The organism is Niveibacterium umoris, from assembly GCF_014197015.1.
GTDB classification, from domain to species: domain Bacteria; phylum Pseudomonadota; class Gammaproteobacteria; order Burkholderiales; family Rhodocyclaceae; genus Niveibacterium; species Niveibacterium umoris.
Genome location: NZ_JACIET010000002.1, coordinates 1,036,042 through 1,058,936 on the forward strand (window position 1 = coordinate 1,036,042; position 22,895 = coordinate 1,058,936).

A 22,895-nucleotide genomic window follows, 5' to 3' on the forward strand; every position below is an offset into this window, starting at 1 on the left:
AGTTGAGGAGGCGCCATGCAACCTGCGCCCGCATCGATTCCCGATGCTGTCGTTGTCCGCCTGCACGGCGCGCTCTGCACGCTCTACCGTTACGCGAGCCCGCTGGCCGAGTTGTTTGCGGCGGGCGAAAGTGCCTCGGCCGAATCGACCGATGACGAGGCCTTTGCGCTGCACGGCGGCGGTTTCACGATCCGCGGCCAGCGCGAAGCCTGGGGCTGGACGCTGCACCTGCCTGCCGGCGCCGGCCTGTCGATCGACCTGCCGCCGCACGCCCACTGGTACGGGCAGGGCAGCTTCGTGCGGCAGGCCTTTCCGCTCGATCGTGTGAGCCTCGAACCCGCGCCGCTGATGAGCTGGGACAACGGCCCCGCCGGTCACGGCTGCATTCAGGAGGCGCTGTGGCTGGCGTCCAACGGCATTGCGATCCAGGCCGAGTCGCTCAGCGAATCCCTGCACGCCGGTATCAACCCGCGTGGCGTCGCGAGCCGCAGCGAGTGGGTCTCGGTGTTCGAGGCCGACGGCGCGCGGCCGGCGCTGGCGGCCGACCCCGATGTGCGCCGGCTGGTGCTGCACGCCACGCAGGTGACGCGGCTGCGCCTGATCGCCGCCGCCGACCTGCCGTCTGCTTACCGCGAGGCGCTGGTCGTGATCGGCCACCCTGCGGTGACGCCGGCCGAACCCTTGCTCGCCGCGCCGATCTGGACCACCTGGGCGAAGTACAAGGCCGACATCAACGCCGAGCGTGTGCTGGAGTTTGCCCACGCGATCCGCACCCACGGCTACCCCGGTGCGACGCTGGAAATCGACGACCGCTGGCAGGCCGCCTACGGCGCCACCGACTTCGACCCGCAACGCTTCCCCGACCCGGCTAGGCTGGTCACCACACTGCGCGAACTGGGCTTCGCAACCACGCTGTGGATCACACCCTTCCTTGCCGAAGGCGCCGCGAACACCGCGGAGGCGCAAGCGCTGGGCCATGTGGTACGCCATGCCGACGGTGCGCCTTACCGGGTGCGCTGGTGGCAGGGCGAAGCCAGCCTGCTCGATCTGACGAGCCCTGCTGCGCGCGACTGGTGGGCGGCGAAGCTCAAGGCGCTGCAGGCCGCCACCGGCATCGCGGGCTACAAGTTCGACGCCGGCGAAGCCAACTTTCTCCCCGCCGATGCAGTCACCCATACACCGATCGAGCGCAGCGATTACAGCCGGCTGTGGGCGGATTTCGCCGCAGAACACTTCCCCTACGGCGAAGCCCGCTGCGGCTGGCGCGGGCAGCGCAACGCGATCCTCTACCGCCAGTGGGACAAGTTCAGCACCTGGGGTGAGGACAACGGCCTGGCCTCCGTCGTCACGCAGGCCCTCGCGCTGGGCTTGGTCGGCTACCCCTTCGTGCTGCCCGACATGGTGGGCGGCAACGCCTACGGCAACACCGTATCGCCCGAGCTGATGATTCGCTGGACCCAGGCCTGTGCGCCAATGCTGGCGATCCAGTTCTCGATCCCGCCCTGGGAATTGGGCGAGGCTGTCGACGCGATCTGCCGGCGCTATGCCGACCTGCATGTCGCGCTCGCCCCGCGCCGAATTGCCGCCGCACGGCAAGCGACGCTGGATGGCACGCCACCGATCCGGCCGATGATCTGGGCCGCGCCGGATCGCGCCGAAGCCGCGGCGATCGCCGACCAGTACCTGCTCGGCGACGATCTGCTGGTCGCCCCGGTGCTGCGCGAGGGCCAGACGGCGCGCGACATCTGGCTGCCGCCCGGCCGCTGGCGCGACTACTGGCGCGAAGCCGAATTCGCTGGCGGCTGGCTGCGCGACTACCCTGCGCCGCTCGATGCGCTGCCGATGTTCGAGCGACAGGGCTGAGGGTTCAGGTCGTCGGGGGCGCGGGTGTCGCGCTCAGCCCGGTGTGCAGCAGCGCGTCGAGAAAGGCCTGGGCCGGCAGCGACAACACCTTGTGACGCAGGTGCACGACGCTCCAGGGGCGCCTGAGGTTGAAGTCGGTCAGCGCTAGCACGGCGATTCCGGGCTGACTGCCTGAATCGCCGAGCGCGTGGCGCGACAGCACCGCCAGGCCAAGGCCGCTTGCGACCAGATCCCGGATCGCCTCGTTGCTTGCGAGCGAGAGCCGGACTTTCAGTGTCAGGCCTGCGCCCCGCACATGCTCGTCGATCGCGATCCGCGAGCCGGACCCGGCCTCGCGGAGCAGGAAGGGTTCGTTCGCGAGTGCCCGCAGGCTCACCGCTTGCCCGACCGCCCAGTGGTCGTGGGGGGCGATCACCACATACTCGTTGTCGAGAAACGGGTAAGCCTTGATATCCAGATCAGCCGGCGGGTGGGACATCACGTACAGATCGTCCAGATTGTTGCGCAGGCGCGCCACGATCTGGTCGCGGCCCGCGATCTCAAGCTGGATGTCGATGTCCGGGTAGCGCTGGCAGAAAGCACCCAGCATTCGCGGCAGAAAGTACTTTGCCGTGGTGACCAGCGCGACGCGCAGAACGCCGCGCCGCAATCCCTTGAGCTGGTCGATCGCCGACTCGAAGCGGTTCCACACGTCGTCGAGGCTGCGCACGGTTTCAAGCAACTCTTCGCCCGCGGGGGTCAGCGATACCTCGCGTCCGTTCTGCTCGAACAATGGCAAGCCAAGGACGTCGGCGATCTGTCGCACATGGATCGAGATCGCGGGCTGGGTCAGATGCAGGGCATCGGCGGCGCGGGTGAAGCTGCGGTGGCGGGCGACCGCTTCAAAGCTCTCAAGCTGGCGAAAGGTGATGCGGCGACGTGGCATGTATTAAGAATAGCAAATGAAATAGCACAAATTGTTTAATTGGATGTAATGGAGCGTACTGGGCATGCTGTGTCCCCAAGCAGTGCCCGTGAGCCGGGCCCTGGCCGTGACGCCAACCATTGGAGACTTTTCATGCGCCATTACGCCGTTGATAGCCCTGAAGCCAAAGCCCGCCTTGTCGCCCTTGCATTGCTCGCCGACGGCGCCATTGACCTCAACGAGATTGAAGCCCTCGAACGCCACGAGGTGGTGACCCGCCTCGGGCTCGACCAGGCCTGTTTTGACCGGGTCGTGCGTGAGTTCTGCGAAGACATGCTGGTGTCTGCGAACCGAGGCCCGTCCGGCCAGGTGGAGCTGGATGAAGAGACGATCGACGCGCTCCTCGACGACATCCGTGACCCGCAGATTCGCAAGCGCATGCTGCGTGCGGTGCTCGACATCGTGAATGCGGATGGCCGCCTGGCTGAAGGCGAGGCGGTTCTGGTGAGCCATGCGATGGCGTCCTGGGGCCTCGATCTGTACGACGTCGCCAACACGGCTCACTGGCGCCGCCTTGATCGCGGCACCTCGACCATGCCGGCGGTTCCTCACTGACCTGGCTCGGCGCTGACGCCCATGAACGTTGCGGATCGCCCGCCAGGACTCGTCACCCCCGGCCTGGTCCGATCCCCGTGGTTGCGGGATCTGGCGATCCGTCGCGATCGCATCCCGCGCGACGAACGTGCGGACGCGCCGGAGATCGAGGAGGCGTTCCGGGTGAGTTTCAGCGATGCCGTCCGCGCCGCCGCGGTACCGCCACCGCGCGACGAGGTGCGCGTGCTCGACCGGCGCCTGCGCAGCTATCGCGACATCGCGCAGCTTTGAAGCAGGGCGCGTCGCTTTCGCAGGGCAATCGCAATGCGCAACAAGTTCCTCGGCACCGGTGAGCCGGGTTACCACCCGCTGCGCAAATGCCGCACGGTGGTCGCCGGTTTGCGCTACGCGGTGGCCTACGACTTCAGCGTCGCCTACAAGCTGGTGCTGTCGGCCGTCGTGCTGGTGGGCGCCTTCCTGCTGCGCAACTGGGTCGATGTCGTCCTGATCCTCCTGGTGACGGGCCTGGTGCTGATGGCCGAATTGTTCAACAGCGCCATCGAAGCGCTGTGCGACTTCGTCGAAGCGCGGCACAACGACAAGATCGGCATCATCAAAGACATCGCTGCCGCGGCGGTGGGCGTGAGCATCGTGATGTGGGCACTGGTGATTGCATTCGAGGCCACCCGCATCTGGGCGCGGCTCTGAAACGCATGCAGGCGTGCATCGGCCCCGGCTGCTGCGTGCTTTACCATGCCGGCTTGCCGCCGCAAGGCGGAACATCCCGGTCTGCCTATGCCTTCAAAGTCCAACGCTTCTGTTCCACTGCCCGCCAGCAAGCAGGGCCTGCACCCGCGCAACCGCCAGCGCGGCCGTTACGACTTTGCGCAGCTGATCGGGTGCAGCCCGGATCTGGCCCGCTTCGTCGCCCGCAACGCGTATGGCGACGATTCGATCGACTTCGCCGATCCGGCCGCGGTGCGCGCGCTGAATCGTGCGCTGCTCAAGCTCAACTACGGCATCGCCGGCTGGGATCTGCCGCCGCAATACCTGTGCCCGCCAATTCCCGGCCGCGCCGATTACCTGCACTACCTCGCAGACCTGCTGGCAGAGCGTCATGCTGGCGAGATTCCCACTGGCGGCGCGGTGCGGGTGCTCGATGTCGGCGTCGGTGCGAACTGTATCTACCCGCTGATCGGCCATGGCGAATACGGCTGGCAGTTTGTCGGCTTCGATATCGATCGCGATGCGCTGGCTTGCGCGCAGGCGACGCTGGACACGAACCCGACTTTCGCCGACGCGATCGAACTGCGCTTTCAACCGACCGCGCGCGCGATCTTCCGCGGCATGATCGGCGAGCGCGAACGCTTCCACCTGACGCTGTGCAACCCGCCTTTCCATGCCTCGCTGGCCGAAGCGCGTGCGGGCAGCGAACGCAAGTGGCGCAACCTTGGCAAGGCCGATCCGGCTGGTGCTGCGCCGCGACTCAACTTCGGCGGGCACGGCGCGGAACTGCACTGCCCCGGCGGCGAAGAAGGCTTCATCCGCCGCATGATTGCGGAGAGCGCTGATTACAGCGAACAGTGCCTTTGGTTCAGCTCGCTCGTCTCGAAGGCGACGACCATCCCGGTGGCGCAACGGGCGCTGCGCGCGGTCGGTGCGCGCGAGCACCGCGTGATCGAGATGGCGCAAGGGCAGAAGCGCAGCCGCATCCTCGCCTGGACTTACTTCGACGAGGACGAGCGGCGCGCCTGAGCGGGCCGCTCAGTCCGCCGCCAACAGGCGTTCGACGAAGGGCGCCAGGCGGTCGAGGTCGAAGTCCATTGCCGGCGCCCAGCAGTGGATCTCGGTGCGCGCGAGGCCGGGCACCACGGTGGGCGATAGCGCGTGAAACAGGAAGATGCCGGTTTCCTTCGCCAGCGCATGGTGTCGCTCGGTGAGTGCGGCGGCGTCGCCACGGATATAGAGCTGGAAGAAGTTCACCTGCGGCACGGTCGGGTTGATCGTGATCGCGTCGAAGCGCGAGAGGATATCCGCCGCCGCTTGCGCGCGGGCCACCCACTGGTCGATCTGCGGCAGCGTCCGCTGCATGCCGGTGCGCGCCGCCGCCACGAATGGCCCCTGCGTGCGCAGCCGGCCGCCGTGTCGTACCTGCCACACCCGCGCCTCGCGGATGAAATCCGCGCTGCCCAGCAGCATCGCGCCGCTGAGGCCGCCGAGATCCTTGTAGAAGGAGACGTACACGCTGTCGAAGAGCGCCGCGATCTCGGCGTAGGTCTTGCCGTAGAACGGGCGGCAGGACCAGATCCGTGCGCCATCCAGATGCAGCGGCACCCCGCGCGACTGCGCCCAGTCGCGAGTGGCGACGAGGTCGTCCCACGGCGGCAGCTGACCCCCTAGCGGCCGGCAGGGCAGTTCCAGCAAGGCACAACCGGGCGTCTGGCCGAGGGCTTCGAAATCCTTGGCGGTGGGCATGCGCTCGGCTGCGAATTCCGGCGCGCCAAACTGCAAGCGGTGCATGCCGTGCAGGAAGTGATAGCCGCCATGTTCGGCGAACTCCGGATGCGCGCTCGGGTGCATCGCCACGCTGAAGTTGCCGCGCCGCCCGCACCACACCCGTAGTGCGATCAATTGCGCCAGCGTGCCGGAGGGCAGGAAGACGGCCGCCTCCTTGCCGAACAGCTCGGCGACCTCCGCTTCGAAAGCGGCGAGGTATTCGCCCTCGCCGTAGTTGTCGAGGTAGGCGCTGTCATCGAGTGAATCGGCGATTTCATGCAGCACGTCGCGCATCGCGCGGCGCGGTCCGGCGCCGGAGAGGATGTTGGTGTAGTGCGCTTCAGGTGTGGGCATCGTTGGTTCGAGGGTGTGGGTTTCAGGCGCGCGTGTGCGAACGCGGGCGTCAGGCGCCAGGTACTGCAGCCGGGAAGATCTGATCGAGTTGCTCGGGTGAGCGATGACGATAGTCTTCACCACGCGCCATGTAGGCGACGTGAGCGGCGATGAGCGCAGCGCGTTCCGCGATCTCGCGCAGCGCTTCGGCGATGCGCAGGGTTTCGACACCGAGATGTGGGCCCAGGCCGGTGTGCGCGACATGCAGGCTCTCGACCAGCAGCGCTTCCAGTTCCTGCCACGTTTCTTGCGCTGCGGCGCACGCCCGCGCCGACTTTGCGACCACCGCAGCGTCGCGGGCAGAGAACGCGGCGCGCCAGTCCTGCAGCATCGACTGCACCGCAGTACGCAGGGCGTCGAGGCTATCGAGGTGACGAATGTCCTTGCGTCCGGCGCGATGGATGCGGTCTGCCGACCCACCGAGTCGGGTGATCGCATTGGCAATCTCCTCGAGTTCGGCCGCGATGCGCGTGGTGGCAAGCACGACGCGCAGGTCGCTCGCGTTCGGCTGGTGCTGCACGATCAGCTGCGCGGCATCATTGTCAATCGCGAGGTGCAAGGCGTTGATCCGCTCTTCGAGCGCGATAACCTCTGGCCCATGCTCGCGGTGACACTTCACCAGCAGCGTCATCGCGTGTTCGAACTGCGCGGCGACCAGGTCGTCAAGTTCAAAAAGGCGCGCGATCAACGCACCAAGGTCGGCGTCGAACTTTTTAAGGATGTGGTTGGCCATGTATCAGGTGCTGGAGTCGTGCCGCGAATGGTCTTTGCATTCTATCCAGTGCGCGTCGCGGATTTGTGTGACGGCGGCGCTACGGACCTGACAGGCCACAGGTGGCGCGTGCCAGGGGCGAGCTCCGATACCCGCAGATCAGGCTTGGGATTGGCCCCGGCATGCAGGCTTCCGCGGATCAGTCGGTCAGCAGAACCGGTCCGCCCTTTGCGATTGCGCGTTGGTAGGCGGGCCGCGCTTCGACGCGGGCCTTGTAGGCCACGAGATTCGGGTACAGCGACGCGTCGCCACCGCGCGCCAGCGCCGCTTCGACCGGAAAACTCATCTGGAAGTCGGCAAGGCTCAGGTTTTCGCCAGCGAACCAGGTGTTGTGCGCAAGGTGCGCCTCCATGAAGGCAAGCGCGGTCTGCACGTTCGGGTCGACCAGCTTCTTCTGCACCATGGCGCAGATCGCATGGGCAATCGGTCGTACGAAGAAGGGCATCGGCTGCGTCGGGATCTTCATGAAGACCAGCTTCATCACTAGCCAGTTCATCAACGAGCCTTCCGCGTAGTGCAGCCAGAAGCGGCACTGGCGCCGCGCTTCGGTGCCCGCGGCGGGCTGCAGCGCGGCGAGGTCACCGGTCAGGTTCTGCCCGTATTGCTCGACGAGGTATTCGAGAATCGCGCCGGATTCGGCGATCGTCAGATCGCCATCGGTGATGACCGGCGATTTGCCCAGCGGATGCACTGCCTTGAGTTCCGGCGGTGCGAGGCGTGTCTTCGGATCACGTTCGTACAGCACGATCTTGTAGGGCAGGCCAAGTTCCTCCAGCAGCCAGAGGATGCGCTGCGAGCGCGACATTTCAAGGTGGTGGACGGTGATCATGTGCTTGGGGCTCGCGTTCCGATGGTGTGAATCGTGGCTACTTCTGATAGCAATGCGGGGTGACGGACCCCGTAGTGCAGGCGCTGTAGCGTGGATCGAGGTGGTAACCGCGCTCGCTCATGCAGGCGGCGATGCTCTGTTCGCGTTCGGCGATATCCGTGGCCGAGCGGCCGGCGTTGTCCTTCTGCACGGCGAACTGGCAGTCCCACAGATCCGCGTCCGGGTTGCGCGCGCACGCGCCGGCCGCCAGCGCGCAGAGGGCGGTGACGATGCTGACCGGGCGTCGCATCGGTGCGCCAGTCCGTGTGCTCAGCGGCCCATGCGCCGTTCGTAGGCTTGCGCGAAACGATCCGGCAGTTGCGGGTCGTTCTTTGTTTCGCCCTGGCTGTCGAACTGCACTTTCACCGCGCCATCGGGCAGGCGCGTGACGGTCACCGTTACGTCGATCCCGTTCTTCGTGCCGCGGATCAGTCCGCTGTTCGGTTCCGCGTGCATGATCGTCACGCCGGCATCCTGCACGCCGCCCAACGCGGCATTCCAGGCACGCTCGTACTTCGACGGCGCCGGCGGTGCCGGGTTGCTCACGCATGCGGCCGCGAGGCAAAGTGCGGCGAGCATGGCGATCCAGGTGCGAAGGGCGAGGCGCATGGCGATGCTTCCTGTAGCGAAGAGGTCGCTGCATTCTAGGGCCGTGGGGCAAGGGGCGCGAGCGCTGGATTTGGGTTGGCGCAAGGCGGGCCTACTCGCGCTCGCCAGCAATGCGATTCGCACGGCAGAATCCGGCTGCGGAATGGCCGCGCTGACAGGCAACATCATGAAGATCAGACTCTCCTGCATCCTGCCGCTGGCTGTGCTCGCGCTGGCAGCCCCTGCTCGCGCGGCCGACAGTGCCATCACCGCGTATGGCGCGTTCCGCAGCGGCGGCGATTTCCAGAACGCCACCACCGGTGAAAACTTGAAAGTGGAGAGTTCCGGCACTGGCGCAATCGCGCTGGACTTGCCGTATGACGGCAATCGGCAGCTGCAGCTCTTCCTGTCGCACCAGCGCTCCCATCTCGATTACACGCAAAGCGCAGCGCCAAAGACCGCCGCAACCTTGCCGCTGTCTGTCACCTACTTTCATCTTGGCGGCACCTACTTCTTCGAAGGCCCGGTTGGCAGCGGCCCCTATGTGGTCGGCGGCATCGGTGGCACGCTGCTGGCGCTGGACGGCGAGGGCTATGGCAACGAACTACGACCGTCGATGAACGTGGGTCTGGGCTACCAGTTCATGCTTGGCAAGCACGCCGCGCTGCGCCTTGAAGGCCGCTTCTATTCCACGCTGATCAACAGCAGTGGTGGTTTGTTTTGTTCAGGCGGCTGCGTGCTGCAGATTCAGGGGGATCTCTTCTCGCAGGGCGAGGGCATGCTCGGGGTGTCGGTGCCGTTCTGATCTGTCGTGAGACACGGGAAGTGGTCGCTGCGCGGGGCGCTGTTCATCGCCTGCCTGGGGTTCGCGAACGTGGCGTCTGCGGAACGCTACGCCCTGCACGATGGCATCGTGACGGACCCGCGCAGCGGCTTGGCGTGGCGCCAAAGTGACAACGGCACCGAGATTTCCTGGCCCGATGCTGTGAACGAGTGTGCTGCGCGTGGCGATGGATGGCGGCTTCCGTCCATCGACGAACTCGAAGCGTTGTACGACCCGGCCGAGTCCGTCGCGTGCGGCGGAAACTTCTGCCATGCCGCGTCAGTCTTCGTGCTCAGCGGTGGCTGGTTCTGGAGCGGGGAGCGTAGCGGCACGTCGCAGGCTTGGGGCTACAACCTCGACATCGGTCGGCGCGATCTGAGCGCGACCACGGGTGGCAGTTACGGCCGTGCGCTGTGCGTGCGGGGAGGGTGACGGTCGTTCGTGGCCTGCTGGTGTGCAGCGCGCCGTGAATGCGCCGATCGGTCGGGCGATGATGATTGTCGAAGCGCAACAATGCTGAATGTGCACCCCGCAGGCGGCTGCGTGCTGCAGATTCAGGGGGATCTCTTCTCGCAGGGCGAGGGCATGCCCGGGGTGTCAGTGCCGTTCTGGGCTCACTTCAGCTCAGGCGCTTCTGATGACTGCGGACGTGCAGCGTCTAGCTGAGCCACCTGGTTGAGCCACCAGTCCAGATGTCGGTCCCGCCAGCGCGCCGAGGGCAGGCTGGCGAGTAGTGTGCGGATGTCAGAGACCGCAAGGTAATCCCTTGGTGACATTGTCTGCGCGCGCTCCCACGCGAGCTGCCTGCAAACCTCGGCCTCCAGGTCGGCAGAGGCCCAAGGCAGCGCTTCGAATGCGGCCCGAAGCAAGCGCGCATCAAAAAGGGCGTGATGCAGTTTCAGGTCGCCCGCTTTCTCCATTGCCGCGGCTGTTTGCTCGCGTTGAGCGCGGCATGCCGGGTGCGAGGCGTCGTCGGCAATATCGTCCGCTCTGAGTTTGGCGCTCACGCGTGGCCAAACGCCGGCCCACTGCAGCGCCTCTTCGAGCAGTCGCCAGTCGGTTTTGTAGTCATAGCAGAGGATCACAGGCGAAGCGGGCAGGCGATCGAGCCACTCGCCCAGGCGCGTGCCCAGATCGGCAAGGTTCGGAACCGACGCGCCGGGCACCCGGCCAAACTGCGACAAGACGTGCGCGCGGACAAACGCGTTCGATGCCGCCTCAAGCGCCGCACTGCTGATCTCGCAGTAGAACTCGCTCCCGTTCTGCGCTACGGCGCCGATCGACAGCAGTTGTCCGTCGCGCAGCTGGGTGAACTCTGTGTCGAAGAAAACGCGGAATGCGTTTGCCCTGTCATAGCCAGGATCGCTCAGGTGGATCGGTGTGGAGAAGCGCTGCGTGGTGCCACCAGGCGGTCGTGTTTCCGGGCGCTGCGGCGTGACGTCAGGCCCGCTGTTATCGCGCACGGATCTGGAGCCTGCCGACAGCAGACGTGCAAGGATGTCCCGCATTGGCAACCTCAGGATGATTGTTTGCGACGGCGCCGCACGACCCGATCCATCTGGCGATGAAGATCAATGCGGAAAGTGTTCGGAGGGTTCGATCCATCGCAGCCTGCGAGGATCGGGCACCCTTGAAAAGCAAAGCATCAGGATTGCCACGATATGCGGGATCGTCATGATCACGAAGCCCAGGGCTACGTTGAGAACCTCGCCTTGGGGGTCCAAGACTTTGCCGCAAGCGACGAAAAGCGCGAGTGACCCCACAACCAAGCCACAGGCCTTCAATGCCCCGTTGCGAGAGCCATTTAAGCTGCCCTTGATTGCGCGCCAAACCGACCGAAGCGGATAGAAGTAGGCCGAACAAACGATCCAGAGGCCGAAGAGCTTGCCAAGCAAGCTCGGCAGCGTGGTCGTGGTGGCGAGCTGCCTGGCGAAGAAGTAGCCCACCATTGCCACCATCAACGCGCTGTAGGCTGCGATGAGGAGGAAGACGATCCGCTGCGCGATTGTCGGGCCCGTCCGGGGGACATTGCGGACAGGCTCGTCGGAGTCCGTTACCCGCACCGATGGTGCGGCATAAAGGTTGCGAACCGCGTTCGCCGGCGTCGTGGCGATGTCCTGGTGGTTCGTGGGTTCGACTCGCGAGGTCTTGGGGTATGCACTCATCGGCGGTTCCATCTGCAGGTCTGCGATGTGTACTCGATTCCGTGTTTCCGTGGTTGACCGAGCACAGACCAGTGGATGGCCGCGCCTCAGAACGGCAGCGTCGCCATCAGATACGCGTTGCCGCGATCCGGAAGTTGGCGGTAGATCGCATCGACCGGGCCGAGGTAGGTGCGCAGGCCGCCTTCGATGCGCAGCCGGTCGCCCTGCCAGGCGAGCGATGCGCTGAGCACGCTGCCGCCGTCGGCGGCGGTCAGCAGCCAGTCGACTTCTGGTTGCCAGGTGTCGCCGCCGTAGGCGGCGCGCAGCAGCAGGTTGGTGCGCTGCAGGTTCACCTGGCCGAGCGCCTGTGCGTTCCACGCGAGGTTGCCGGCGCGGGCGGAGTCAGGCGCGTAGGCGAAGCCGGCGATTGCGGCGTTGCGCGCGCGCCAGGCATCCCAGTCCGATGCGGTGGGCGCTGTGCCGTCGTACCACAGTTCCGCGAGCAGCGAGACCTTGTTCTCGCCGGTCCATTGCGCGCCAACCAGCGTCTGCCAGAACGCACCACCGACCTGATCGTGCCATGGCGAAGTGCTCACGAGCGGAGCGCCTGCCGGCCATTCGGCCAGGGTTCGCGTGGCGCGCTGACCCCAGCGGGTCGAGCCATGCACTTCGAGCGAATCGAGCGGCACGGCCGAGAATCCGGCGCCCAGGCTCGCGCGTTCCTGCGCTCCCCAGCGGCCGAGCAGGTGGAGGTCGGCGACCGGCGTTTGCGCGAAGCCGCGCCACGCGAGCGCCTGTTCGTCGCGGCGCAGCGCTTCGTCACTCTTGCCGGGGTTGGCGAACACCAGGGTCGATGCCATGCGTGCGCTGAAGTGCTCCAGCATCACCACCGGCACGCCTTCGAGTTGCTGGTCGATCAGCGCGCGGCGGTTCTCGCGCTGCACCACATCGAGCGGACGGAAGCCGAAACCGACGTCCCAGCTCACCACCTTCTTGCCCAAGGTGAAGTGCAGCGGGCCGGCCTCGCCTTCCCAGAACAGTTCGTCGACGCGGCCATCGCGATCGGCGCCGCCGGGGTCGCAGGCGCTGGCCCAGGCTTGGCCCGCGAAGCCGACCGGCCCGGTGTGGCCGCGCAGGCGTACTTCACCGCTGCCGCAGTCGCGCCCTGCACCGAGCAGCGTCGCAGCCGGCGCGAGCGACGAATCCGGGTTGGCGCTGCGCGTTTCGGCCTGCGCGCGCAGCGTCCAGTCCAGCGTGGTGTCGGGCGATTCGGTGGCGCTTGCGCTCGCGATGACGAGGAGCGACGCCAGGGGGAACAGGCGCTTCATGGCGTGACCGTGTTGCGTGTCAGGTACATCGGGTTGAACCACGCTTCCGGCGCTTCGTACGCGGTGCGGCTGCGGTAATGCAGCACGGTGCGGCGGTTGGTGAGGATCTCGTCGTCGATGACCATGCTGGTCACCTGCGGCTTGCCATACAGGGTGCCGATCTCGAAGCTGGCGCGCTTGGCGAGTTTCTCGGAGACGACGTAGAGATCGGCCTTGAGCGGTTGCGCGGTCTTCGTGTCCACCCACAGTTCGATGCGCGCGTAGGTGACCGACGCCTGTTTTGCTTTCAGCGTGAGGTGGGTGCAGGCCACGCTGTCGCACTTCTCTGCTTCGGCTTGGGCGGGGGCGTAGTCCTCCGACCATGACAGCGTCGCCACGTCGCCAGCCGCGGCATCGCCGATCAGCTTCTGCGTCGGCGTGATGCGGATCGGGCGCTGGCTGCCGGGCAGGATCATCCAGAAGTCGTCGGCCTTCATCAGCACCTTCTGGCCCTTCTCGGCCGGCGATTGCATCAGCACCAGCGACTCGCGGCCGGGACGCAGGAAGACGAGGTAGTCGCGTTCCTTCTCCAGCGCGCCGTTCTTCATCACCTCGATGCGCGTCTCGACCTTCATGTTGTCGGCCGACAGGCGCCAGGCATCGGCGCGCTTGAGCAGGGCTTCGGGCGATTCGGCATGCGCAGCGTTCGCGCAGAGGGCCAGCGCGCCCAGCAGCAGACCGCGTTGGATGAGGTTCAGATCAAACATGGCCCAGTGCCTCCACAATCGGTTTCTTGACGGCGATACGTGCGACCACGGCGGCCGACAGCATCGCAAGCAGGCTCACGCTCGCCAGCGTGATCACAGCCAGCTCGGGCGAGAAGGTGATGAACAGCGGGTAGCCGACCGAGCGCCCCGGCGGTGGTGGCATCTGCAGGCCGGCGAACATCAGCGCGATCGTGACGCCGCCCGCGACCAGCGCACCCAGCAGACCACCGGCAGCGCCCAGCGCTGCGCCTTCGATCGCGAAGGCGCGCACCAGCTGGAGTGGGGAGGTGCCCATTGCCCGCAGGGTGCCGATCTCGCGTGTGCGCTCGACGATGGCCATCGCCATTGCGCCCGCCACGACGCCCACCACGATCAGCCCGATGACCAGACCGAGTCCGCCGAAGATGCGGTCGTACAGCCCGCGCACCGCCTTGTAGAAGAAAGCCTCTTCTTCCCATGTCTTCATCGCCAGTGGGGCGAGTTGTGGTGTCAGCGTCGCGCGCATCGTGGCGGTCTGTTCCATGTCGGCAAGGTACACGCCGACACTGCTGACCTTGTCGGTGACAAGCAGACCCTGCGCGGTCGCAAGGCTGGTCAGCACCAGACGCTTGTCGATGTCCGGCACGCCGCTGCTGACGATGCCGCGCACCTTCACGTCGATGGCGTTGAGGGCGCCGCCGGTGGTCGAGCCGAGCAGCGTCAGCGCGCTGCCCGGCTCGGCCTTGAGGCTCTTCGCCAGGTCGGCGCCGATCAGCACATCCGGCCCCTTGGCGGAATCCTCGTTCAGCAGCTTGCCTGACTTGAGTTGCAGGAAGGGGCCGCGCACCGAGAACTCGGCCTGCGGGTCGATGCCGCTGCCTATCATCACGACCGATTTGTCGCCGTTGCTGATGAGGCCGGAGAAGTTCAGCCGCGGCAGCACGTAGCGCACTTCGCGGTGCGCCAGCAGCGTGTCGCGCAGTATGTCGAAGTGTTCGATGCCGAACTGCATCGGCGTGTCTTCCTCGCGGTCGAAGAAATCCCTGGTTGCCACGATCAGGTGGCCGGTGTCGCGCGCGGCGGCTTGCTGCAGCGATTCGTAGGTGTAGAGCGCGAAACCGCCACCGATGAGGATCGCCGCACTGCCCAGCGCGGTGAGCGTGACAGTGGCGAGCGAACGGCGGCGGTTGCGCAAGGTGTTGCGCAGCGCAAAGCTGGCCCAGCGGATCAGTGAGGTGCTCATTGGATGGCTCCGTCGCGCAGCGCGAGCACGCGGTCGCAGTGCGCCGTCAGGCGGTCGTCGTGGGTGGCGATCAGGCAGGCGGTGCCGGCTTCGTGGCACAGCTCGCGGATCACCGCGATCACTTCGTCCGCAGTGTGTGAGTCGAGGTTGGCGGTCGGCTCGTCAGCGATCAGCAGGCGTGGTTGCTTGACCAGCGCACGGGCAATCGCCACACGTTGGCGCTGGCCACCCGAGAGCTCGTCAGGGCGGTGCTTCGCGCGGTCGGCAAGGCCGACGCGCGCCAGCATCGCGGCAACGCGGTCGCGTGCCTCGCGCCGTGGCATGCCGTCGAGGAACAGCGGGTACTCGACGTTCTCGGCCACCGTCATTACCGGCACCAGGTTGAAGCTCTGGAACACGAAGCCGATCGCATTGCGCCGCAGATGTGTGCGGCGGGTTTCGTCAAGCTGCATGGTGGCGGTGCCAGCCAGCGCGTAGCTGCCCGCGTCGGCGGTGTCGATCAGCCCAGCGATGTGCAGCAGCGTGCTTTTGCCGCTGCCGGAAGGGCCGGTCAGCGCGACCATTTCGCCGCTGCGCACGTCCACATCCGCGGCATGCAGCGCGGGCACCTGCACGGCACCGAGCCGGTAGGCTTTGCTCACCCCCCGCATCGCCACCACCGGGGTACTGTCTCGCAGGGTGGTGTTCATGACTTGGCCTTGGCGGTGAGTTTGAGCACGGCGCTGCGATAGCGCTCAGGCATCGTCGCGAAGCCCGGTTGCGAGGCCAGTTCATTGACGAGCTTGGTGCCGGCATCAGCGCGGTTGAAGAAGCCCGGCAGGCCGAGGAAGGTGCTCGCCGCGGTCAGCTTTACTTCGTTCGCGACCGACACGCCGCCAGCGGGCGCTTGCGCATGCTCGGGCTTGAGCAGGGCCAGCGCGCGGTCGAGATCGGCGAGGCCGGTCTCGACGAACTTCATCTTCTTCCACGGGAACATTGCATCGCGCCCCTGCATCGATTCGGACGAACCGAGGTAAGCGAGCAGCAGAGGGTTGGTGGGTTCCGCCGCGACCAGTTTGGCGAACTTCTCGGCGGCATCGGCCGCAGCACCCGATTCACCGGCATTGGCGCGCTGGAAGTCGGCTTGCGCGGCCTGCCACGCGGCGGTGTCGTACGCGAACACGGGCGGGACGATGAAACTGCTGGCCAGGGCGACGGCGAACAGGGTGGAACGAAGGCGGGTTTTCATGGTGCGACTCCTGAGGTGAGCGGGAATGGCACCAGTGTTGCGCGGCCGTTCAAGCCGGGCAGCAGCGAAGGGACGAATCGACGGCGAAGGGCGGCGAAATGCAGCGGTGCGGCGTGAGTGTCGCCGCGGGGGTTAGCTCAGTCGGTCAGCTCGCCGGACTTGCTCAGTCTCAGGCTGGCAAAGGCGAGCACTGCGACGATTGCAAACAGCAGCACGCTGATGGCCGCCGCGAGCCCGAAGTTGCTGCCGCCGGTGAACGCGATGCGATAAGCGGCGGACGAGAGCAGGTCGGTCGTGCCGATGGGTTCGCGCGTATCGAGGTAGCTCGGGCCACCATCGGTGAGGTACAGGATCAGCCCGGCGTTGTTGAAGGTGAAGGCAAAGGACGCGATCAGCAGCGGCAGGGCCGGGCGCGCGATCAAGGGCAGCGTGATGTAGCGGAGGTTCGCGATCGGGCCGGCACCGGCCAGCGCCGAGGCTTCGTAGAGATCCTGCGGAATCGCGCGGATCAGTCCGAGGCAGACCATCATCATGTACGGGAAGCACAACCAGATGCTGACGATGAGCACCATTGTGCGGGCGAGCGCAGGGGTGGCGTACCACTCCGGCCGGATGCCGAAGACGGTGTCGAGTACCGCGTTCACTTCGCCGGTATTGGTGAAGAACATCATCCGGACGATCAGGGTTGCGATCAGGCCGGGCACCGCGTTGGGCAGGTAGTAGAGCAGCTTGTAGGTGTCGCGGAAGGCGAGCTCTTGCCAGCTCAGCAGCGACGCCAGCAGCAAGCCGATTGCGAAGGAAATCCCGACGGTGAGCAGGCTGTAGGCAAAGGTCCAGGCGAAGACCTTCAGAAAGGGTTCGCTGAGGCCCGCGTCGGTGAGCAGCCGCAGGTACTGCGCGGCACCGACCCACACCGCAAAACCGGGCGCCACCCGTTCGCCGGTGTCGGTTTCGTAGTAACCGGTCTGCCTGTTCGCGTGCAGCCGTGACTGATCCTGCTGATTGGTGAGCGAGCCGTCGGGGTTGCGGCGGTAGAGCAGGCGGCTCTCATCGAAGCTGCGGAGGCCGGACATCTGCGCCACGCTGCCGTTGGGCAACTGCAGCGTCAGCGTCTTGAGCGCGGCAACTTCGCGCACCAGGGTGGCAGTGTCGGCTGCGCCGGTGGTGTCTGCCTGCGGGACTGGCCTGACGCAGACCGGCGCGGTTGAGTGACCCAGCGTGAAAGGTTCGCTGAGAAAGACCTCGCCGGTCTCACTTTCCAGTCGGGCACGATGCTTCTTGCCGTCGGGCAGCAGCGCGAACTCGTAGCGTTGCGCGCCTTCCGGAAGGTAGCGCTGGGTCAGCAGGAATTCCGTCGCACGGCCGAAGGTGAGCAGATTCTGCGAGGCATAGTTGGAGGTGCTCAGCGATATGGTGTAGGCGATCGGCAGGACGACGAACAGCGTCGCGCCGAGCAGGCCCGGGAAAAGGAAGCGCCAGGCTGTCGCCTTCGCGTGCGCATAAACGAATACGCCCGCCGCCACGACCGCCAGCGCGATCAGGGCGAACAGCAGTTGGCCGGTGGCATACAGCCGCAGCGTGACCAGCAGCCCCAGCAGCACGCTGACCAGGCCCAGCGCGATCGGCGCGCTGCGGGTGAGCAGGCGCAGCCAGGGTGCGGCGTCGCGCGTCATGAGTCGGCTGGCAGGCGTCGGGGGCAGGGCGACATCGCACTGTGTGTTCATCCGGCTAGCCCTTGATGGCGCCGGTGGTGGATTGCTCCATCCAGCGCTGCGCGAGGATAAAGACGATCACGCCGGGCAGCGAGGCCAGCAGCGCCCCGGCAGCGAATTCGTGCAGCGCCACTGCGCTGTCGCCGGCGCCATCGGTGGCGAAAAAGAAGACGCGCAGACCGAGTGGCAAGGTCGCGTTTTCCGATGCCGTCAGCAGCGCGCTACTCAGCACCGGTTCGTACATCATGCTGGTTGTCAGCAGCAGAGCCATCACCACGATCATCGGGCGGGCCAGCGGCAAGGCGATCAGGCGAAAGGTCTGCCAGTCCGAGGCGCCGTCGATCCGCGCCGCCTCTTCGATTTCGAGCGGTAACTGCTGGAAGTAACCCTTGAACGCCCACACCATGCCCAGCGTGGCTTGCCCGGTCAGCGCCAGCACCAGGCCCCCATGCGTGTCGAGCCCGATCGCCGGAAAGCTGTCGCCAATGCGGTCGAAGATGCTCCAGTAGGCGATCCCGAGCAGGATGCCGGGGAAGAAGTGGCTCATGTACAGCAGGTTGTCGAGTGTCGCGCGGCCACTGAAGCGCAGGCGGGCAAACGCGTAGCCGGTGGTGAGCGCGAGCGCGGTTGCGAGCAGGGTCGTCGTGGCGGCGACCTTGAGCGAATTCCACATCCACAACCAGAACTCGACACGCCCGGCGACCCGGCGGCCGTATTCATCGATCTGGTCGCGCATGCCGATCATCAGCCGAAGGTGCTCGGTGGTGAAGCGTGGCCAGTGGCTTGCGCTGCCGGCCTCCGGATACGCGGTTACCGCCTGCCACAGCATGTTCGCGAACGGATACAGCACCACCACCAGTGAAAGGATGATGCCGATGTGCGCGACATGACGCCGCCAGCGGGTGTGCCGGCCAGTGACCATCGGCATGCGTGTCTCCCTTGTACTTATTGGCGGATTCTAGCGGCGCAGAGATCGGCGGGAGTTGTCGTGAATTGCGACGGCGGTGCGACGACTCAATAAAAAAGGGGGCCGAAGCCCCCTTTCACGGCATGTCCGCCCTTAGCTGTTGCGACCTCGCGCCAGCGCGCCCACAAAGAGCAGACCTGCGGCAAACATGGCATACGTCTCGGGTTCTGGCACCGCAGCGGTCACTTTGACGGCATCCAGATAGGCGTAGCCATAACCGTCTGCGTTCGTGCCAAAGCTCAGGGTGTCGCTGCCAGTCCCTTTGAGGCCGGAAACAGAGAAGGTCTTCCAGCCAGAGAATCCGGAAGCGTTATCGAGCAGTTTGGCGCCATTCCAGTAGACATCTACGCCAGTAGCGCCCCAGATGCCAGCTCCGAGCGAGAAGGTCAGACTGTAGTTCGCGCCAGCGACAGTCGAGAGCTTCTGATCGATCGTCGTACCGAACTCTTGACCCAGCCCGCACGCGCCGTAGCCGACACAGAACAACGATGCCCAGTGGGTGCCTTCCGGCGCGGCCAAGAACGTGGTGCCGTCGAAGTCAAATCCGTTGGCTCTGATGCTGAAACCGTCGGCAATCCCTTCCGCGCGCGCCGTCCATCCGGTGCTGCCGGCTTCGAAGCCGCCATTGGTGACGAGACTTGCCGGCGTGTCGGCCAACGCCGCGGATGCAAGGAACGTCAGTGCCAAAGAGAGTATTGCCTTTTTCATGGATCTCGCCCGGAATATTCCAAAGGGTTATGACAAAGAAATCGGTGCGATTCTAAGCCGCTTGGCAAGGCGAACGCTGTCAGGAATTGCGATATGCGAGGGGAATGAAAGCGCGGCGTGATGGATGCCACGCCCACGAGGTGTGGTTGCTGTGCGAATTCGAGGGCCCTATCGCAGGCCGCGATGGACAACGCCAAATTGCATGTGGGTGCCCGTGTCTTGACAGCGCGGGCTCAGGGGGTCACGGCACCAGGCCATAGACCGCGAGATCGCGGCGGGTGCCGTCGGGTTCGACGCAGTAGTCGCGCATCACGCCTTCGAAGCGGAAGCCAACGCGCTCGGCCAGTGCGCGGGCGCGGTGGTTGCGGGCGTCGGTGAAGAGTTCCAGTCGTCGTGCCGAAATCGGTGGTGCGATGGCCAGCGCGGTCAGCGCGCGCAGGGCCTCGCTCAGATAGCCCCGGCCGTGCGTGCCACTGCGACCCCAGAAACCGACTTCGCAGCGCCGCGTCGGCCAGTCGATCTTGTGCAGGCTGCAGACGCCCACCATTTGCCCGGTGAGACGCTCGAAGATGAGGAAGATCAGACTGGTACGCAGCAGGAACTGCGCCTGGCCCTTGCGACAGAAGGTTTCGCTCGCCGCGATCGTGGGCTCGGGCACTGCCCACGGCAGATTGGCCGGCCAGGCGCGCAACTCGGCGAGGCTGTCGCAGACTGCGGCATGTGTCGCCGCGCCGTCGCCCGCTTGCGGCGGACGCAGGATCAGGCGGCCGGTTTCGATCTGCTCCGGCAAGTCAAAGAGCAGCGGCTCTTCGCTCACTTCTTGGGTGGCGTCTTCTTCGCGTGCTCGACCTCGACCGCGCGCAGCCGCGCGGCGCACTTGTCCAGCACGCCATTGACGAAGCGGTGCCCTTCGGTGCCGCCGAAGTTCTTTGCCAGTTCGATCGCCTCGTTCAGGATCACGCGGTAGGGCGTCTCCGGGCAGTGCTTGAGTTCATACACGCCCAGCAGCACGATGGCGCGTTCGATCGGCGAGAGCTCGCCAACCGGGCGGTCGATGTGCGGCACGAACTCGGCTTCGAGTTCGGCTGCATGTTCGGCGGTGCCTTCGAGCAGCGCGCGCAGCAGGATGCGGTCGGAGCGCAGCCAGTCGCCCGCCGTCTCTTCCGAGACTTCGAGGTGCTCTTCGATGACCGGGATCGAGTTGCCGGTCAGGTGCCACTGGTACAGGCCCTGCAGCACCAGTTCGCGCGCCAGGCGGCGCGGCGTCTTGTTCGGGGTCGGCGTGTTCATGCGCGGAGTGCCTTCTGGAGGTTGGCCATCTCGATCGCCGCCTGCGCGGCTTCGAGGCCCTTCTGATGCATGCGGAATTCCGCCTGGTTGTCGTCTTCGGTGGTCAGAACGCCATTGGCGATCGGGATCGACGCGTCGAGCGTGACGCGGGTGATGCCGGCACCCTGTTCATTCGAGACCAGCTCGAAGTGGTAGGTCTCGCCGCGGATCACCGCACCGAGCGCAACGAGGGCGTCGAAGCGGCCGCTGCGCGCCATCGTCTGCAGTGCCAGCGGAATCTCCAGCGCGCCCGGCACGGTTGCGATCTGGATCGCGTCGGCGGCGACGCCGCGGTTGAGCAACTCGGTGGTCGCGGCCGACAGCAGGCCTTCGCACACATACTGGTTGAAGCGGCTCATGACGATGCCGATGCGCAGCCCGGTGCCGTCAAGGTTCGGTGCGAATTCGTGGATGTTTTCGAAGCGGGGCATGTCGTTTCCTTGCTGACGCGCGCGGCGCGTCGTGCGGGGTCAGGCGGCCGGCGAGTCGTAGCCGGTGATTTCAAGGCCGAAGCCGGTCATGCTCGGAATCTTGCGCGGGCTGGCGAGCACGCGCATCTTGCCGACGCCAAGGTTGCGCAGGATCTGCGCGCCGATGCCGAAGATGCGCGGGTCCCATTTCTGAGCATGGCGGCTGCCTGCGTCCGGGGCCAGTTTGGCGAGTACATCCTCGCCGGTTTCCGGACGGCGCAGCAGGATCATCGCACCGTTGCCGTGGGCGGCGATGCGGGCGAGCGAGTCGTCGATGCCGAAGCTGTGGTGGCTGCCGGCGGGGTCGATGAAGTCGAGCACCGACACCGGCTCATGCACCCGCACCAGCGCTTCGACGTCGGGGCGGATGTCGCCGCGCGACAGCGTCAGGTGTACTTCGCCCGACACGCGGTCGGCAAAGGCACAGAGCTGGAAGGGGCCGTGCGCGGTCTCGACGGTCTTTTCGGTGACGCGTTTCACCAGCACTTCAGCCTGCGCGCGGTACTCGATCAGGTCGCGGATCGCGCCGATCTTCAGGCCGTGTTCCTTGGCGAACTCGAGCAGATCCGGCAGGCGCGCCATCGTGCCGTCGTCCTTGAGGATCTCGCAGATCACCGCGGCCGGCTCGCAGCCGGCAAGTTGCGCCAGGTCGCAGCCAGCTTCGGTGTGCCCGGCGCGCACCAGTACGCCGCCGGGCTGCGCCATCAGCGGGAAGATGTGACCCGGCTGCACGATCGACTCCGGCGTCGCGTTGCGGGCGACGGCCGCCTTCACGGTGACCGCGCGATCCTGCGCCGAGATGCCGGTGGTGACGCCTTCGGCGGCTTCGATCGATGTAGTGAAGGCGGTCGAGAAAGGTGAGCGGTTGTCCTTCACCATCAGGCCCAGCCCGAGCTGCTTGCAGCGTTGCTGCGTGAGCGTCAGGCAGATCAGGCCGCGACCATGCTTGGCCATGAAGTTGATCGCTTCCGGCGTGACATGTTCGGCGGCGAGCACCAGGTCGCCCTCGTTCTCGCGATCCTCTTCGTCGACGAGGACCACCATGCGTCCGGCGCGCATGTCTTCGATGATGCCGGTGATCGGTGACAGCACGCTCATGCTTGCAATTCCCCGGTTTGCGATTCCTTTTCCCATGCCAGCATCCGCTCGACATGGCGCGCGATCAGGTCCACTTCGAGGTTGACCTTCGCGCCCGGCGACAGGCGCTTGAGCGTGGTAACGGCGACGGTGTGCGGGATCAGGTTGATCGAGAAATCCGTGCCCTCGATGCGATTGACGGTGAGGCTCACGCCATCGACCGCGATCGAGCCCTTGCGGGCGATGTACCCGGCCAGCGCGCGCGGCGCGCGGATCACCAGTTCATGGCTCTCGCCGATGGGTGCGAACTTGAGTACCTCGCCGACGCCGTCCACATGGCCGCTGACCAGGTGGCCGCCAATGCGGTCAGCCAGGCGCAGCGCCTTTTCAAGATTGACTTCGCCCGGCGCGCCGAGGCCCACGGTGCAGGCCAGCGATTCGGCCGACACGTCGAACTGCATGCGCGCGCCTTCCTTGGCGATGACCGTCAGGCATACGCCGTTGTGGGCGATGGAGTCGCCGAGCGCGACGTCCGAGACATCCCAGTCGCCCGCGTCGGTGGTCAGGCGTACACCCTGTTCGAGCGGGGCGACTTCGACGATGCGGCCGATTGCGGCCACGATTCCGGAGAACATGCTTCGCTCCGTCTGCAAAAACCGCAAT

General features: G+C 66.0%; 28 protein-coding genes. 7 read left to right on the forward strand and 21 right to left on the reverse strand.

Features of this window, described 5'->3' with window-relative positions; genetic code table 11:
- The first annotated feature begins 15 nt into the window (after positions 1–15).
- The gene (locus GGR36_RS16750; protein ID WP_183635926.1) at positions 16–1,863 is read left to right on the forward strand and encodes a glycoside hydrolase family 31 protein; all 1,848 of its coding nucleotides are present in this window, start codon (positions 16–18) and stop codon (positions 1,861–1,863) included.
- A 4-nt stretch (positions 1,864–1,867) separates the two neighbouring features.
- Here the strand turns inward: GGR36_RS16750 and GGR36_RS16755 are convergent, their stop codons facing one another.
- Positions 1,868–2,788: a LysR substrate-binding domain-containing protein gene (locus tag GGR36_RS16755; protein WP_183635927.1), complete on the reverse strand. Its 921-nt coding sequence runs from the start codon at positions 2,786–2,788 to the stop codon at positions 1,868–1,870.
- A gap of 132 nt (positions 2,789–2,920) precedes the next feature.
- Between GGR36_RS16755 and GGR36_RS16760 the strand changes: the two genes are divergently transcribed.
- The 4 genes from GGR36_RS16760 to rlmF all read left to right on the forward strand — a co-directional run bounded on the left by GGR36_RS16760 (position 2,921) and on the right by rlmF (position 5,116).
- On the forward strand, positions 2,921–3,382 hold the full coding sequence (locus GGR36_RS16760; RefSeq protein ID WP_183635928.1) for a hypothetical protein: 462 nt from the start codon (positions 2,921–2,923) through the stop codon (positions 3,380–3,382).
- Between the two features lie 21 nt (positions 3,383–3,403).
- The gene (locus GGR36_RS16765) at positions 3,404–3,652 is read left to right on the forward strand and encodes a hypothetical protein (RefSeq protein WP_183635929.1); all 249 of its coding nucleotides are present in this window, start codon (positions 3,404–3,406) and stop codon (positions 3,650–3,652) included.
- A gap of 33 nt (positions 3,653–3,685) precedes the next feature.
- A complete protein-coding gene (locus GGR36_RS16770) occupies positions 3,686–4,069 on the forward strand; it encodes a diacylglycerol kinase (RefSeq protein WP_183635930.1) in 384 nt (127 codons plus the stop codon).
- Between the two features lie 87 nt (positions 4,070–4,156).
- Positions 4,157–5,116 carry a 23S rRNA (adenine(1618)-N(6))-methyltransferase RlmF gene (rlmF, locus tag GGR36_RS16775; protein WP_183635931.1) on the forward strand — a complete coding sequence of 320 codons (960 nt, stop codon included), beginning with the start codon at positions 4,157–4,159 and terminating at the stop codon, positions 5,114–5,116.
- A 9-nt stretch (positions 5,117–5,125) separates the two neighbouring features.
- Here rlmF and GGR36_RS16780 read toward each other — a convergent pair whose 3' ends face one another.
- The 5 genes from GGR36_RS16780 to GGR36_RS16800 form a co-directional block, all read right to left on the reverse strand.
- A complete protein-coding gene (locus GGR36_RS16780; RefSeq protein WP_183635932.1) occupies positions 5,126–6,211 on the reverse strand; it encodes a threonine aldolase family protein in 1,086 nt (361 codons plus the stop codon).
- A 49-nt stretch (positions 6,212–6,260) separates the two neighbouring features.
- Positions 6,261–6,983: a phosphate signaling complex PhoU family protein gene (locus GGR36_RS16785; protein WP_183635933.1), complete on the reverse strand. Its 723-nt coding sequence runs from the start codon at positions 6,981–6,983 to the stop codon at positions 6,261–6,263.
- 178 nt (positions 6,984–7,161) lie between these two features.
- On the reverse strand, positions 7,162–7,851 hold the full coding sequence (locus GGR36_RS16790) for a glutathione S-transferase family protein (protein WP_183635934.1): 690 nt from the start codon (positions 7,849–7,851) through the stop codon (positions 7,162–7,164).
- A gap of 37 nt (positions 7,852–7,888) precedes the next feature.
- The gene (locus tag GGR36_RS16795) at positions 7,889–8,140 is read right to left on the reverse strand and encodes a hypothetical protein (RefSeq protein ID WP_183635935.1); all 252 of its coding nucleotides are present in this window, start codon (positions 8,138–8,140) and stop codon (positions 7,889–7,891) included.
- A gap of 20 nt (positions 8,141–8,160) precedes the next feature.
- Positions 8,161–8,499, reverse strand: coding sequence for a hypothetical protein (locus GGR36_RS16800; protein WP_183635936.1), 339 nt, complete (start codon positions 8,497–8,499; stop codon positions 8,161–8,163).
- Here GGR36_RS16800 and GGR36_RS16805 point away from each other — a divergent pair.
- On the forward strand, positions 8,468–9,283 hold the full coding sequence (locus GGR36_RS16805; protein WP_183635937.1) for an outer membrane beta-barrel protein: 816 nt from the start codon (positions 8,468–8,470) through the stop codon (positions 9,281–9,283). The genes GGR36_RS16800 and GGR36_RS16805 overlap by 32 nt on opposite strands.
- 6 nt (positions 9,284–9,289) lie before the next feature.
- The gene (locus tag GGR36_RS16810; RefSeq protein WP_183635938.1) at positions 9,290–9,733 is read left to right on the forward strand and encodes an Lcl domain-containing protein; all 444 of its coding nucleotides are present in this window, start codon (positions 9,290–9,292) and stop codon (positions 9,731–9,733) included.
- A gap of 182 nt (positions 9,734–9,915) precedes the next feature.
- On the opposite strand, the gene GGR36_RS16815 is transcribed toward GGR36_RS16810, so the two are convergent.
- The 15 genes from GGR36_RS16815 to GGR36_RS16885 form a co-directional block, all read right to left on the reverse strand.
- The gene (locus tag GGR36_RS16815) at positions 9,916–10,809 is read right to left on the reverse strand and encodes a 3'-5' exoribonuclease (protein WP_207064478.1); all 894 of its coding nucleotides are present in this window, start codon (positions 10,807–10,809) and stop codon (positions 9,916–9,918) included.
- Positions 10,810–10,872: 63 nt separating this feature from the next.
- Complete coding sequence (locus tag GGR36_RS16820; RefSeq protein ID WP_183635940.1) at positions 10,873–11,466, reverse strand: hypothetical protein; 594 nt, start codon at positions 11,464–11,466, stop codon at positions 10,873–10,875.
- A gap of 86 nt (positions 11,467–11,552) precedes the next feature.
- Positions 11,553–12,773, reverse strand: coding sequence for a hypothetical protein (locus GGR36_RS16825; protein WP_183635941.1), 1,221 nt, complete (start codon positions 12,771–12,773; stop codon positions 11,553–11,555).
- Entirely contained in the window at positions 12,770–13,519 is a 750-nt protein-coding gene (locus GGR36_RS16830; RefSeq protein WP_183635942.1) for an outer membrane lipoprotein-sorting protein, read from the reverse strand. The genes GGR36_RS16825 and GGR36_RS16830 overlap by 4 nt, the downstream gene beginning before the upstream one ends.
- The gene (locus tag GGR36_RS16835) at positions 13,512–14,741 is read right to left on the reverse strand and encodes an ABC transporter permease (RefSeq protein ID WP_221229596.1); all 1,230 of its coding nucleotides are present in this window, start codon (positions 14,739–14,741) and stop codon (positions 13,512–13,514) included. Before GGR36_RS16835 ends, GGR36_RS16830 begins: the two co-directional genes overlap by 8 nt.
- A complete protein-coding gene (locus GGR36_RS16840; protein ID WP_183635943.1) occupies positions 14,738–15,430 on the reverse strand; it encodes an ABC transporter ATP-binding protein in 693 nt (230 codons plus the stop codon). The genes GGR36_RS16835 and GGR36_RS16840 overlap by 4 nt, the downstream gene beginning before the upstream one ends.
- On the reverse strand, positions 15,427–15,969 hold the full coding sequence (locus GGR36_RS16845) for a hypothetical protein (RefSeq protein ID WP_183635944.1): 543 nt from the start codon (positions 15,967–15,969) through the stop codon (positions 15,427–15,429). Before GGR36_RS16845 ends, GGR36_RS16840 begins: the two co-directional genes overlap by 4 nt.
- Before the next feature lie 137 nt (positions 15,970–16,106).
- Positions 16,107–17,693 carry a maltose ABC transporter permease MalF gene (gene malF, locus GGR36_RS16850; RefSeq protein ID WP_207064479.1) on the reverse strand — a complete coding sequence of 529 codons (1,587 nt, stop codon included), beginning with the start codon at positions 17,691–17,693 and terminating at the stop codon, positions 16,107–16,109.
- A gap of 4 nt (positions 17,694–17,697) precedes the next feature.
- Positions 17,698–18,609, reverse strand: coding sequence for an ABC transporter permease subunit (locus GGR36_RS16855; RefSeq protein WP_183635945.1), 912 nt, complete (start codon positions 18,607–18,609; stop codon positions 17,698–17,700).
- A gap of 132 nt (positions 18,610–18,741) precedes the next feature.
- Positions 18,742–19,356 carry a PEP-CTERM sorting domain-containing protein gene (locus GGR36_RS16860; RefSeq protein ID WP_183635946.1) on the reverse strand — a complete coding sequence of 205 codons (615 nt, stop codon included), beginning with the start codon at positions 19,354–19,356 and terminating at the stop codon, positions 18,742–18,744.
- 241 nt (positions 19,357–19,597) lie between these two features.
- A complete protein-coding gene (locus tag GGR36_RS16865; protein WP_183635947.1) occupies positions 19,598–20,173 on the reverse strand; it encodes a GNAT family N-acetyltransferase in 576 nt (191 codons plus the stop codon).
- Entirely contained in the window at positions 20,170–20,646 is a 477-nt protein-coding gene (gene nusB / locus GGR36_RS16870; protein WP_183635948.1) for a transcription antitermination factor NusB, read from the reverse strand. Before nusB ends, GGR36_RS16865 begins: the two co-directional genes overlap by 4 nt.
- Complete coding sequence (gene ribH, locus GGR36_RS16875; RefSeq protein WP_183635949.1) at positions 20,643–21,116, reverse strand: 6,7-dimethyl-8-ribityllumazine synthase; 474 nt, start codon at positions 21,114–21,116, stop codon at positions 20,643–20,645. The genes nusB and ribH overlap by 4 nt, the downstream gene beginning before the upstream one ends.
- Positions 21,117–21,155: 39 nt before the next feature.
- A complete protein-coding gene (ribBA, locus tag GGR36_RS16880; protein WP_183635950.1) occupies positions 21,156–22,253 on the reverse strand; it encodes a bifunctional 3,4-dihydroxy-2-butanone-4-phosphate synthase/GTP cyclohydrolase II in 1,098 nt (365 codons plus the stop codon).
- Complete coding sequence (locus GGR36_RS16885) at positions 22,250–22,867, reverse strand: riboflavin synthase (RefSeq protein ID WP_183635951.1); 618 nt, start codon at positions 22,865–22,867, stop codon at positions 22,250–22,252. Before GGR36_RS16885 ends, ribBA begins: the two co-directional genes overlap by 4 nt.
- Positions 22,868–22,895 lie beyond the last annotated feature (28 nt).

Bases quoted from the DNA above. Each gene is read 5' to 3' on its own strand.
- GGR36_RS16750 (WP_183635926.1), top strand. From the start codon at position 16: ATGCAACCTGCGCCCGCATCGATTCCCGATGCTGTCGTTGTCCGCCTG.
- GGR36_RS16755 (WP_183635927.1), bottom strand. From the start codon at position 2,788: ATGCCACGTCGCCGCATCACCTTTCGCCAGCTTGAGAGCTTTGAAGCG.
- GGR36_RS16760 (WP_183635928.1), top strand. From the start codon at position 2,921: ATGCGCCATTACGCCGTTGATAGCCCTGAAGCCAAAGCCCGCCTTGTC.
- GGR36_RS16765 (WP_183635929.1), top strand. From the start codon at position 3,404: ATGAACGTTGCGGATCGCCCGCCAGGACTCGTCACCCCCGGCCTGGTC.
- GGR36_RS16770 (WP_183635930.1), top strand. From the start codon at position 3,686: ATGCGCAACAAGTTCCTCGGCACCGGTGAGCCGGGTTACCACCCGCTG.
- rlmF (WP_183635931.1), top strand. From the start codon at position 4,157: ATGCCTTCAAAGTCCAACGCTTCTGTTCCACTGCCCGCCAGCAAGCAG.
- GGR36_RS16780 (WP_183635932.1), bottom strand. From the start codon at position 6,211: ATGCCCACACCTGAAGCGCACTACACCAACATCCTCTCCGGCGCCGGA.
- GGR36_RS16785 (WP_183635933.1), bottom strand. From the start codon at position 6,983: ATGGCCAACCACATCCTTAAAAAGTTCGACGCCGACCTTGGTGCGTTG.
- GGR36_RS16790 (WP_183635934.1), bottom strand. From the start codon at position 7,851: ATGATCACCGTCCACCACCTTGAAATGTCGCGCTCGCAGCGCATCCTC.
- GGR36_RS16795 (WP_183635935.1), bottom strand. From the start codon at position 8,140: ATGCGACGCCCGGTCAGCATCGTCACCGCCCTCTGCGCGCTGGCGGCC.
- GGR36_RS16805 (WP_183635937.1), top strand. From the start codon at position 8,468: ATGGCGATCCAGGTGCGAAGGGCGAGGCGCATGGCGATGCTTCCTGTA.
- GGR36_RS16800 (WP_183635936.1), bottom strand. From the start codon at position 8,499: ATGCGCCTCGCCCTTCGCACCTGGATCGCCATGCTCGCCGCACTTTGC.
- GGR36_RS16815 (WP_207064478.1), bottom strand. From the start codon at position 10,809: ATGCGGGACATCCTTGCACGTCTGCTGTCGGCAGGCTCCAGATCCGTG.
- GGR36_RS16820 (WP_183635940.1), bottom strand. From the start codon at position 11,466: ATGAGTGCATACCCCAAGACCTCGCGAGTCGAACCCACGAACCACCAG.
- GGR36_RS16825 (WP_183635941.1), bottom strand. From the start codon at position 12,773: ATGAAGCGCCTGTTCCCCCTGGCGTCGCTCCTCGTCATCGCGAGCGCA.
- GGR36_RS16830 (WP_183635942.1), bottom strand. From the start codon at position 13,519: ATGTTTGATCTGAACCTCATCCAACGCGGTCTGCTGCTGGGCGCGCTG.
- GGR36_RS16835 (WP_221229596.1), bottom strand. From the start codon at position 14,741: ATGAGCACCTCACTGATCCGCTGGGCCAGCTTTGCGCTGCGCAACACC.
- GGR36_RS16840 (WP_183635943.1), bottom strand. From the start codon at position 15,430: ATGAACACCACCCTGCGAGACAGTACCCCGGTGGTGGCGATGCGGGGG.
- GGR36_RS16845 (WP_183635944.1), bottom strand. From the start codon at position 15,969: ATGAAAACCCGCCTTCGTTCCACCCTGTTCGCCGTCGCCCTGGCCAGC.
- malF (WP_207064479.1), bottom strand. From the start codon at position 17,693: ATGAACACACAGTGCGATGTCGCCCTGCCCCCGACGCCTGCCAGCCGA.
- GGR36_RS16855 (WP_183635945.1), bottom strand. From the start codon at position 18,609: ATGCCGATGGTCACTGGCCGGCACACCCGCTGGCGGCGTCATGTCGCG.
- GGR36_RS16860 (WP_183635946.1), bottom strand. From the start codon at position 19,356: ATGAAAAAGGCAATACTCTCTTTGGCACTGACGTTCCTTGCATCCGCG.
- nusB (WP_183635948.1), bottom strand. From the start codon at position 20,646: ATGAACACGCCGACCCCGAACAAGACGCCGCGCCGCCTGGCGCGCGAA.
- ribH (WP_183635949.1), bottom strand. From the start codon at position 21,116: ATGCCCCGCTTCGAAAACATCCACGAATTCGCACCGAACCTTGACGGC.
- ribBA (WP_183635950.1), bottom strand. From the start codon at position 22,253: ATGAGCGTGCTGTCACCGATCACCGGCATCATCGAAGACATGCGCGCC.
- GGR36_RS16885 (WP_183635951.1), bottom strand. From the start codon at position 22,867: ATGTTCTCCGGAATCGTGGCCGCAATCGGCCGCATCGTCGAAGTCGCC.